General features: G+C 48.6%; 15 protein-coding genes. 7 read left to right on the top strand and 8 right to left on the bottom strand.

Features of this window, described 5'->3' with window-relative positions; all coding sequences use genetic code 11:
* Window positions 1-268, top strand: a 268-nt coding sequence (locus WES_RS24330) for a hypothetical protein (RefSeq protein WP_222859135.1), incomplete at its 5' end; no start/stop codon positions are given.
* A 46-nt stretch (window positions 269-314) separates the two neighbouring features.
* Complete coding sequence (locus WES_RS18660; protein WP_001285641.1) at window positions 315-869, top strand: gamma carbonic anhydrase family protein; 555 nt, start codon at window positions 315-317, stop codon at window positions 867-869.
* Here WES_RS18660 and WES_RS18665 read toward each other — a convergent pair.
* From WES_RS18665 to dprA, 6 genes are read right to left on the bottom strand one after another with little or no spacing between them, the layout of a single operon-like run.
* Window positions 845-1,102 (bottom strand): DUF1488 family protein, encoded by a 258-nt coding sequence (locus WES_RS18665; protein WP_001070587.1) that lies wholly within the window; start codon window positions 1,100-1,102, stop codon window positions 845-847. The genes WES_RS18660 and WES_RS18665 overlap by 25 nt on opposite strands.
* Window positions 1,099-1,917, bottom strand: a complete 819-nt coding sequence (gene aroE / locus WES_RS18670; RefSeq protein ID WP_016159505.1) for a shikimate dehydrogenase — start codon at window positions 1,915-1,917, stop codon at window positions 1,099-1,101. Before aroE ends, WES_RS18665 begins: the two co-directional genes overlap by 4 nt.
* A 4-nt stretch (window positions 1,918-1,921) precedes the next feature.
* The gene (gene tsaC, locus WES_RS18675; protein ID WP_016159506.1) at window positions 1,922-2,494 is read right to left on the bottom strand and encodes an L-threonylcarbamoyladenylate synthase type 1 TsaC; all 573 of its coding nucleotides are present in this window, start codon (window positions 2,492-2,494) and stop codon (window positions 1,922-1,924) included.
* Between the two features lie 4 nt (window positions 2,495-2,498).
* On the bottom strand, window positions 2,499-3,041 hold the full coding sequence (locus WES_RS18680) for a DNA topoisomerase family protein (protein WP_010357255.1): 543 nt from the start codon (window positions 3,039-3,041) through the stop codon (window positions 2,499-2,501).
* Between the two features lie 28 nt (window positions 3,042-3,069).
* A complete protein-coding gene (gene smg / locus WES_RS18685) occupies window positions 3,070-3,543 on the bottom strand; it encodes a DUF494 family protein Smg (RefSeq protein WP_000460672.1) in 474 nt (157 codons plus the stop codon).
* Complete coding sequence (dprA, locus tag WES_RS18690; RefSeq protein ID WP_000228559.1) at window positions 3,515-4,639, bottom strand: DNA-protecting protein DprA; 1,125 nt, start codon at window positions 4,637-4,639, stop codon at window positions 3,515-3,517. Before dprA ends, smg begins: the two co-directional genes overlap by 29 nt.
* 129 nt (window positions 4,640-4,768) lie before the next feature.
* Between dprA and def the strand changes: the two genes are divergently transcribed.
* From def to mscL, 5 genes are all read left to right on the top strand, one after another.
* Complete coding sequence (gene def, locus WES_RS18695) at window positions 4,769-5,278, top strand: peptide deformylase (protein WP_000114984.1); 510 nt, start codon at window positions 4,769-4,771, stop codon at window positions 5,276-5,278.
* A 14-nt stretch (window positions 5,279-5,292) separates the two neighbouring features.
* Window positions 5,293-6,240 carry a methionyl-tRNA formyltransferase gene (gene fmt / locus WES_RS18700; RefSeq protein ID WP_016159507.1) on the top strand — a complete coding sequence of 316 codons (948 nt, stop codon included), beginning with the start codon at window positions 5,293-5,295 and terminating at the stop codon, window positions 6,238-6,240.
* 51 nt (window positions 6,241-6,291) lie between these two features.
* On the top strand, window positions 6,292-7,581 hold the full coding sequence (rsmB, locus tag WES_RS18705) for a 16S rRNA (cytosine(967)-C(5))-methyltransferase RsmB (protein ID WP_016159508.1): 1,290 nt from the start codon (window positions 6,292-6,294) through the stop codon (window positions 7,579-7,581).
* A gap of 21 nt (window positions 7,582-7,602) precedes the next feature.
* On the top strand, window positions 7,603-8,979 hold the full coding sequence (gene trkA, locus WES_RS18710; protein WP_000691382.1) for a Trk system potassium transporter TrkA: 1,377 nt from the start codon (window positions 7,603-7,605) through the stop codon (window positions 8,977-8,979).
* 129 nt (window positions 8,980-9,108) lie between these two features.
* Window positions 9,109-9,519, top strand: a complete 411-nt coding sequence (gene mscL / locus WES_RS18715; protein WP_000022446.1) for a large-conductance mechanosensitive channel protein MscL — start codon at window positions 9,109-9,111, stop codon at window positions 9,517-9,519.
* On the opposite strand, the gene arfA is transcribed toward mscL, so the two are convergent.
* Both arfA and zntR read right to left on the bottom strand, forming a co-directional pair.
* Entirely contained in the window at window positions 9,516-9,734 is a 219-nt protein-coding gene (gene arfA, locus WES_RS18720; protein WP_000092701.1) for an alternative ribosome-rescue factor ArfA, read from the bottom strand. The two genes, mscL and arfA, sit on opposite strands and share 4 nt — an antisense overlap.
* A 55-nt stretch (window positions 9,735-9,789) precedes the next feature.
* The gene (gene zntR / locus WES_RS18725; RefSeq protein ID WP_000285592.1) at window positions 9,790-10,215 is read right to left on the bottom strand and encodes a Zn(2+)-responsive transcriptional regulator; all 426 of its coding nucleotides are present in this window, start codon (window positions 10,213-10,215) and stop codon (window positions 9,790-9,792) included.
* Window positions 10,216-10,220: the final 5 nt, after the last annotated feature.

Here is a 10,220-nt window from a genome sequence, read left to right as displayed (position 1 = left end):
TTCAGCTCACTGTCGCGAGGTGGCGTATATTACGCTTTCCTCTTTCAGAGTCAACCCCGAATTTCAGGATTTTTTCTCTTCGTTGTCACGACCATCTTGTGAAGTGTTTCACGTTGTCGTCTCAACGGAGGCGCATTATAGGGATCCCAATTTTTTGCACAAGCACTTTTTTGATCTTTTTTTCTGTTTGTTGTTTTTTCATCCTCTTTGCTGCATTCACATGCAAAATGGCGCATTTTTACATAGCAAAACACTTGCGCAAGGCTAATAAAGCACCCAAAGTCATAGATAAATCATTTTTCGTTGAGGTAAGTATGTCAGACACTCTACGCCCATACCGGGATCTTTTTCCACAAATCGGTCAGCGAGTCATGATCGACTGTAGTAGTGTGGTTATTGGTGATGTTCGGTTGGCCGATGATGTGGGGATCTGGCCACTTGTTGTAATTCGTGGTGATGTTAATTATGTTCAGATCGGCGCCCGAACCAATATCCAGGATGGCAGCGTCTTACACGTGACCCATAAATCAACGGCTAATCCACAAGGCAATCCGTTGATCGTCGGCGAAGATGTTACGGTTGGACATAAAGTGATGCTCCACGGCTGCACCATTGGCAATCGTGTGCTGGTTGGGATGGGCTCAATTTTACTTGATGGCGCAATAGTAGAAGATGATGTGATGATTGGGGCGGGTAGCCTTGTCCCACAAAATAAACGGCTGGAGAGCGGATATCTGTATCTCGGTAGCCCCGTCAAGCAGATCCGCCCGTTAACTGATGAAGAAAAGTCTGGGTTACGCTATTCAGCTAATAACTACGTGAAATGGAAAGACGAGTATCTGGATCAAAGCAACCAAACCCAACCTTGATCATCTTCGCTTTGAGCCTGAATTAAGCTTTCTGCTTCTTCTTCCAGGTCCCAGCGATGCTGACGAAAATTCGCTAAGTACTGTTCTGGCGTATCCCCTGTAAAGCGATTCGCCAGACTTTCGCCAGTAATTGCACAAGTCAGTTGCATACCGTTCACCAGAGCGGGAAAACATACGCATTTTTTGCTCTCATTCCACTCCTCCCTGTCTGGAAACTGGATGGCCTGATTCACGCTGACAACTCCTGTTGCAATTGTTTGATAACTGGTTCTACGTCAGGCAGGACACCATGCCAAAGAAGGAAAGCATGTGCCGCCTGTGCCACCAGCATCCCTAATCCATCAGCATTACGCTTTGAGCCTTGCAGCTCACACCATGTCAGAAAAGGTGTTTTCCCTTTCTGATAGAACATGTCATAACAACAAATATCTGGATGAATAAGCGATGCTGGAATCGCTGGAATATCGCCACTAATGCCACTGGATGTTGCATTAATAATGAGATCGAACTCATGTCCTTCCAGTTTGTCCATACCCAACGCCTGAACACTGCCCGTATGCGCAAACAATTTAGTCAACTCTTCCGCGCGGGATACCGTCCGATTAGTGATTGTCACCGCACAGTCCAGGGAAAGAAGTGGCAGTAGTACGCCGCGAGATGCTCCACCAGCGCCGATGAGCAGAATACGTAAACCAGGACGGATAAAAGACAGACGTTCCAGATCGCTTAACAAGCCTATACCATCGGTATTGTCACCCAGCAGGCGTCCATCTTCTAACCGCTTGAGGGTATTAACAGCACCAGCCAACGCTGCCCGTTCAGTAAGCTCATCCGCTCTGGCAAAAGCCTCTTCTTTAAAAGGCACCGTCACATTTGCACCTTTACCACCAGCGGCAAAGAATGCATTCAGTGTGTTGATGAAATCATTAATGGGTGCCAACACGCGCCCATAGGGATGTTCAATATTCAGCTGCTGCGCAAATTGCTGATGAATGAATGGCGATTTGCTATGTGCAATCGGATTACCAAAAACAGCATAGGTTTCCATCAACTTACCCCTGTCGAAACAGTTCACCCGTCAGGGCATCGCGGATTTCTGAAGGATTTAAACGCCCCCCCGTCTCACCAGGCACAACCGGGAACTCCGCACCAAATTGCGCGCGAACTTCGTCTACTGTTCGACAAGGTGGCAATCCACTCAAGTTGGCACTGGTAGAAACCAGCGGTTTACCATAAGCCTGGCACAAAGCAATCACCAACGGATGGTCGGTGACTCGTACAGCAAGCGAATCAAAGCGGCCTGTTAACCAGCGCGGTGTTGTCGCCGACGCGGGAAAGACAAAGGTAACAGGACCTGGCCAGCGAGAAAAAATGGATTCACGCTGCGCGTCCGTCATCATACTGTCATCAATATAAGGTTTGAGCTGCTCGTAATTTGCCGCGATTAAAATCAGCCCCTTATCAACCGGACGCTGTTTTAACTCCAACAGTCGCATCACTGCAGTTTCGCTATCAGGATCGCACCCGACACCGAAAACGGCTTCCGTTGGATAGGCGATGACACGTTCTTCATTGAGGACATCTATCGCAGCTGCGATAGCGTCTCCTTGCAGGTTATTATTCACGTTATTATTCCGCCGAAACCGGCTTTCCACATTGTTTACTGGCACAAAAGTGTTTTACACCCTGCGCGGTTTTCTTTTCGATGAGTAGCGGATAATGACACTCAGGGCACTCTCCGGCTATTGGTTTGAAGTTAATAGCAAATTGACACTCCGGGTAGCGATCACAGGAGTGGAATGTTTTGCCATAACGGGAGCGGCGCTGGACCAGATGGCCCGTCCGACATTGGGGACATGTAATTGCTGTTTCGTCCGGTTTATCGATAAGTTCGGTATGTTCGCATTCAGGGTAGTTACTGCAACCAATAAACATACCAAAGCGTCCCTGGCGTAATACCAGATTTGCGCTACATACAGGGCAAACCTGCCCCTCCAGAACTTTGACGATATGTCCATCCGCTGAAGACTTCAGAGGACGGACGTAGTCACACGCCGGATACTGTGAGCATCCAAGAAACGGACCGTGTTTCCCGGATCGAATAACCAGTTCAGCCCCGCACTTTGGGCAGGACTCATTATTACGCACCGTGAACAGTGCTGATTTCGCCATAACAACTTATGCTGAATTAAAGAAATAATTAATGCAGCATACCTTCATTTACTTCAAAGAGTAATTCTTCCATTTGCTGGTACGCATTTTCGCAGCCCGGAATGTTGAATAACACCATCAGGATTACCCATTTCAGGTCTTCCAGGTCGAACTCTGCGGTATCCAGCGCGAGCACTCGCTCTATCACCATTTCACGGGTTTCAAGGTTAAGCACCTGAATTTGCTCAAGGAAAAGCAGAAACCCACGACAGCTGGCGTCCAGTCTTTCACACTCTTCAGGGGTATAAATACGCATGGAGAGTGGATCAGAGGCCAGTTGCATCGGTTCTGCCAGTCCTTCCTGATAATCAGCAAGCTTTTCCAGCCAAAGCAGGGCATTGTAGATATCTTCTCGATCAAATCCTGCGTCGGTAAGATCCTGTTCAAGTTTGTCTTGATCCACACGCAACTCAGCTTCTGTGTGAATATAGGTTTCAAACAAATACATTAGTACGTCGAACATGGCATGCCCTCCTCAATCGGACATAGCCGCCGGGTACTGCTGCGATCCACCCTGCTAACTCCAGTTCTAGTAGTTGAGTAACTACCTCTGGCACAGGTTGGCCGGCACGTTCAGCGACGACGTCAACAGGTGTTACCTCATCTCCTACGTTAGCCAGGAGCTCAGGAAATGGCAATGCCACGTCTTCCTGATCTGGTGAATAAAATGAATTTTCAGGGGCATCTGGCAACCAGTGCAGTCCGTATTGCAAATTTTCCAGAATTTCTTCCGGTTCCGTCACAAGAGTCGCACCTTGTTTTATTAACCAGTGAGACCCTTCGCTTCCCGGACTCCCTAATGGACCGGGCAAGGCAAAAACTTCTCGCCCCTGTTCAAGCGCACAACGTGCTGTCACTAAAGAACCACTGCGTAAAGCCGCTTCCACCACCAGTACACCTTTACTTAGACCACTGATAATACGATTTCTTCGCGGGAAATTGTAAGCAAGGGGTGGAACATCGAGGGGAAATTCCGAGACGAGAGCACCACCCTGTTCAAGCAGACTAGCGGCGAGTTGAATATGGCGACGCGGATGAATGGTATTGAGTCCATTTCCCAGCACCGCAATACTAACGCCATTTACCTGTACCGCCGCTTTATGCGCCACACCATCGATTCCACGCGCCAGTCCACTGGTAATCGTTACGCCACGTGTCGCCAGCGATTCGCAAAATAATCGTGCCCATCGCTCGCCATACCATGAATGAGCACGACTTCCCACGACGGCAAGCTGAAAGGATCGCAATGCGGGAAGCTCCCCGGCAACAAACAGAGCTCCGGGATAATCAACCGTTGCGAGAAGTTGAGGAGGGTAAAATTCGCTATCCGCTGGGATAAAATGATGGTTAGGTTGCTCAAGCCACATAAGCGCACTATCCAGACTCTTCTGCGAAAAAGAGAGGAAACGCTGTGCCTGCAGTAATGAAAGCCCTACTTGTTGCAATATAACAACATCAATGTGTGGTAGTTTCGCCAACGCGTGAGCCATACGGACCATATCATCGCCGTACAAGCTGCTGATGCTCATCAGACGCAGCCAAATTTCTGTATCGACCATCCTTATCTCCCTGCCATAAGCAGCCTTAGCAATCTTTGCGATTGGTCAGTGATGCTGTCAATCAGAGGGGGATTTGTCTAGAATAGAAGAAATAATCTTTCTAACTCCTGAACACATCTCTGGAGATTTATGTCAGTTTTGCAAGTGTTACATATTCCGGACGAGCGGCTTCGCAAAGTTGCTAAACCGGTAGAAGAAGTGAATGCAGAAATTCAGCGTATCGTCGATGATATGTTCGAGACGATGTACGCAGAAGAAGGTATTGGCCTGGCGGCAACCCAGGTTGATATCCATCAACGTATCATTGTTATTGATGTTTCGGAAAACCGTGACGAACGGTTGGTGTTAATCAATCCGGAGCTTTTAGAAAAAAGCGGCGAAACAGGCATTGAAGAAGGTTGCCTGTCGATCCCTGAACAACGTGCTTTAGTACCGCGCGCAGAGAAAGTGAAAATTCGCGCCCTGGACCGCGACGGTAAACCATTTGAACTGGAAGCAGACGGTCTGTTAGCCATCTGTATTCAGCATGAGATGGATCATCTGGTTGGCAAACTGTTTATGGATTATCTGTCACCGCTAAAACAACAACGTATTCGTCAGAAAGTTGAAAAACTGGATCGTCTGAAAGCCCGGGCTTAAGGATAAGAATTAACGTGTCAGAATCACTACGTATTATTTTTGCGGGTACACCTGACTTTGCAGCGCGTCATCTTGACGCGCTGTTGTCTTCTGGACATAACGTTGTTGGCGTGTTTACCCAACCTGACCGACCAGCAGGACGCGGCAAAAAGCTGATGCCCAGTCCGGTCAAAGTGCTGGCTGAAGAAAAAGGCTTACCCATTTTTCAGCCTGTTTCCTTGCGTCCACAAGAAAACCAGCAACTGGTCGCCGATCTGCAAGCTGATGTTATGGTCGTCGTCGCTTATGGGCTGATTCTGCCTAAAGCTGTGCTGGAGATGCCACGTCTCGGCTGTATCAATGTTCATGGTTCACTGCTGCCTCGCTGGCGCGGTGCCGCGCCAATCCAACGTTCGTTATGGGCGGGTGATGCAGAAACTGGCGTGACCATTATGCAAATGGATGTCGGTTTGGACACCGGCGACATGCTTTATAAACTCTCCTGCCCGATTACCGCAGAAGATACCAGTGGTACGCTGTACGACAAACTGGCAGAGCTTGGCCCACAAGGGCTTATCACCACGTTGAAACAACTGGCAGACGGCACGGCGAAACCAGAAGTTCAGGACGAAACTCTTGTCACTTACGCTGAAAAGTTGAGTAAAGAAGAAGCGCGTATTGACTGGTCGCTTTCGGCAGCCCAACTTGAACGCTGCATTCGCGCTTTCAATCCATGGCCAATGAGCTGGCTGGAAATTGAAGGACAACCGGTTAAAGTCTGGAAAGCGTCGGTCATTGATACGGCAACCAAAGCCGCACCAGGAACGATCCTTGAAGCCAACAAACAAGGCATCCAGGTTGCAACTGGTGATGGCATCCTGAACCTGCTCTCGTTACAACCTGCGGGTAAGAAAGCGATGAGCGCGCAAGACCTCCTGAATTCTCGTCGGGAATGGTTTGTTCCGGGCAACCGTCTGGCCTGATAGTCCACTCTTCTAAGCCCGGTCTTGCCGGGCATTTTTATTTTTATACTTATGAAAAAACAACGTAATTTACGTAGCATGGCGGCCCAGGCCATTGAACAAGTCGTCGAGCAAGGGCAATCATTAAGCAACATTCTGCCACCGCTACAGCAAAAAGTTTCCGATAAAGACAAAGCACTTCTTCAAGAGTTGTGCTTTGGCGTACTGCGTACGCTCTCACAGCTAGACTGGCTGATTAATAAGTTAATGGCCCGTCCGATGACCGGCAAACAGCGGACCGTGCATTACCTGATTATGGTCGGACTGTACCAACTACTTTATACCCGTATTCCGCCACACGCCGCGCTTGCGGAAACAGTTGAAGGCGCAGTTGCGATTAAACGCCCGCAGCTTAAAGGGTTGATTAACGGCGTATTACGCCAGTTCCAGCGTCAGCAAGAAGAGTTATTAGCCGAGTTTAATGCCAGTGATGCACGTTATCTGCATCCTTCCTGGTTGCTGAAGCGTCTGCAAAAAGCATATCCAGAGCAGTGGCAATCCATCGTCGAAGCCAATAACCAGCGCCCGCCGATGTGGCTACGCATTAATCGTACGCATCATTCCCGCGATAGCTGGATTGGACTTCTGGAAGAAGCAGGCATGAAAGGCTTCCCACATGCGGATTACCCGGATGCTGTACGCCTGGAAACACCCGCGCCGGTTCATGCGCTACCAGGTTTTGAAGAAGGATGGGTTACCGTTCAGGATGTATCAGCACAAGGTTGCATGACCTGGCTTGCTCCACAAAACGGTGAACACATTCTGGATCTTTGTGCCGCCCCCGGCGGTAAAACAACACATATCCTTGAGGTGGCACCAGAAGCGCAAGTGCTGGCGGTTGATATTGACGAACAGCGCCTTTCTCGCGTTTACGACAATTTAAAACGCCTTGGTATGAAGGCAATCGTGAAACAAGGTGATGGCCGTTACCCTTCCCAATGGTGCGGCGAGCAACAGTTTGATCGCATTTTATTAGATGCGCCTTGTTCGGCAACCGGTGTAATTCGTCGCCATCCGGATATTAAATGGTTGCGTCGCGACCGCGATATCCCGGAACTCGCGCAGTTGCAGTCTGAAATTCTTGACGCCATCTGGCCGCATTTAAAATCCGGTGGAACCCTGGTTTATGCCACCTGTTCGGTGTTACCGGAAGAGAACAGCCAGCAGATTAAAGCCTTTTTGCAACGTACGGATGATGCCGTACTTTGCGAAACAGGAACACCAGAGCAACCTGGTAAGCAAAATCTGCCAGGCTCCGAAGAAGGCGACGGCTTCTTTTACGCTAAGCTAATCAAAAAGTGATGAGATAACGGGTCGCGACTGATGAAAATTATCATTCTGGGTGCCGGTCAGGTTGGCGGCACGCTGGCGGAAAACCTGGTTGGTGAGAACAACGATATTACCGTTGTCGATACTAATGGTGAGCGTCTGCGGACCTTGCAGGATAAATTTGACCTGCGTGTTGTGCAGGGGCATGGCTCTCATCCACGCGTATTGCGGGAGGCCGGTGCCGACGACGCCGATATGCTGGTTGCTGTAACCAGTTCAGATGAAACTAATATGGTTGCCTGCCAGGTAGCCTACTCACTTTTCAACACCCCTAATCGCATCGCTCGTATCCGCTCGCCGGACTACGTTCGAGATGCTGATAAGCTATTCCATTCTGATGCCGTACCGATTGATCATCTGATCGCGCCAGAGCAGTTGGTTATCGATAATATTTACCGACTGATTGAGTATCCCGGCGCATTGCAGGTGGTGAACTTCGCTGAGGGTAAAGTCAGCCTGGCTGTGGTTAAAGCCTATTATGGTGGCCCGCTGATTGGTAATGCACTTTCGACCATGCGCGAACATATGCCACATATCGATACTCGTGTGGCAGCAATTTTCCGCCACGATCGCCCCATTCGTCCGCAAGGTTCGACCATCGTTGAAGCTGGTGATGAAGTGTTCTTTATTGCCGCTTCACAACATATCCGCGCGGTGATGAGCGAATTACAACGTCTGGAAAAACCGTATAAGCGGATTATGCTGGTAGGCGGCGGCAACATCGGCGCTGGACTGGCGCGTCGTCTGGAAAAAGATTACAGCGTCAAACTCATCGAACGTAATCAGCAGCGCGCAGCCGAATTGGCGGAAAAGTTGCAGAATACGATCGTCTTTTTTGGCGATGCGTCGGATCAGGAACTGCTGGCTGAAGAACATATTGATCAAGTTGATCTATTTATTGCCGTCACCAACGATGACGAAGCCAATATCATGTCCGCCATGCTTGCCAAACGTATGGGGGCGAAAAAGGTGATGGTGTTGATCCAGCGTCGCGCTTATGTGGATCTGGTTCAAGGAAGCGTGATCGATATTGCGATTTCACCGCAACAAGCAACTATTTCCGCGTTGCTTAGTCATGTGCGAAAAGCTGATATTGTTGGTGTTTCCTCACTCCGTCGAGGTGTGGCTGAAGCTATTGAAGCTGTTGCTCACGGTGATGAGAGCACTTCTCGTGTTGTTGGTCGGGTTATTGATGAAATTAAACTGCCGCCTGGGACAATTATCGGTGCAGTGGTACGTGGAAACGACGTGATGATTGCTAATGATAATTTACGCATTGAGCAAGGCGATCACGTAATTATGTTCCTCACAGATAAAAAGTTTATTACCGACGTCGAAAGACTCTTCCAGCCAAGCCCTTTCTTTTTGTAGTTAATAAGGCGTCTAATGACGCCTTATTATTTCCCTTTGATTATCAAGGATTAATTAAATTCATTCCTGGCAGGAAAATAGCTTAACATTTGTTAGACTTATAAATGTCAGTTTCATAGGGAGAATAACATGAGCATTATTAAAGAATTTCGCGAATTTGCGATGCGCGGGAACGTGGTGGATTTGGCAGTGGGTGTCATTATCGGCGCGGCATTCGGTAAGATCGTCTCTTCACTGGTTGCTGATATCATCATGCCGCCACTGGGTTTATTAATTGGCGGGATCGACTTTAAACAGTTTGCTGTCACATTACGCGATGCGCAGGGGGATGTACCCGCTGTTGTTATGCATTACGGCGTCTTCATTCAAAACGTATTTGATTTTCTGATTGTTGCCTTTGCCATCTTTATGGCGATTAAGCTAATCAACAAACTGAATCGGAAAAAAGAAGAACCGGCGGCGGCTCCAGCACCAACTAAAGAAGAAGTATTACTGACAGAAATTCGTGATTTGCTGAAAGAGCAGAATAACCGCTCTTAACAAGCGCCAGAAAGCAGAAGGCCAGTGGTAAAAAAGCGATTCACTTTCTTGCCACTGGCCTCCCAGTTCCCCCGATTGCCATGTTTTCCTTTTCGCATATAGCTGCCTTTCCCTTTTTTATTTTTCTCTACGCGTTGTCTGAACAGGGGGTCATGCAGTAATGCTTCTATCGCATTATCCTTTATCTGCCCTTTAGTATGCTGATATCGGCTCATAAAAACTCCAGTTGGTTGTTTAACGGCGCGAGTGTAATCCCGCCAGTGCAATAAATCAACAGCCACTCTTAACGCCACTCGCTCCTTGCTCAAGAGCTTCAAGAATCGAGCAATAAACGCTGCTATGAGCCGTCCCACAACAGGCATCATTAAGCCGTTGCAGAGAACGTTGCATACTCTGCAACTCGGCTATCCGCGCTTCCACTTCCTGTAATCTTTCCTGCACAATGCCTTTTGATTCCTGACAGGTATGGTGTTCAGGATCGATACGGATCGACAGTAATTCTCGGATCGACTCAAGGCTGAAACCGAGCTGTCTGGCGTGACGAATAAACTTCAAACGTCGGAGATCGCTTTCGGTATAAAGACGAAAACCACCTTCGGTACGTACTTCATGATCCATCATTTGTTGCTTTTCGTAATAACGAATCGTGTCAGGCGTTGCTTCCGCAAGTTTTGCCAGCTCACCAATGCGATACATATTTA

The sequence above is a fragment of the Escherichia sp. KTE31 genome (assembly GCF_000407925.1).
GTDB lineage: Bacteria > Pseudomonadota > Gammaproteobacteria > Enterobacterales > Enterobacteriaceae > Escherichia > Escherichia ruysiae.
The sequence above is the reverse complement of the archived record's forward strand: the minus strand, read 5'-3'. Positions and strand labels throughout refer to the sequence as shown.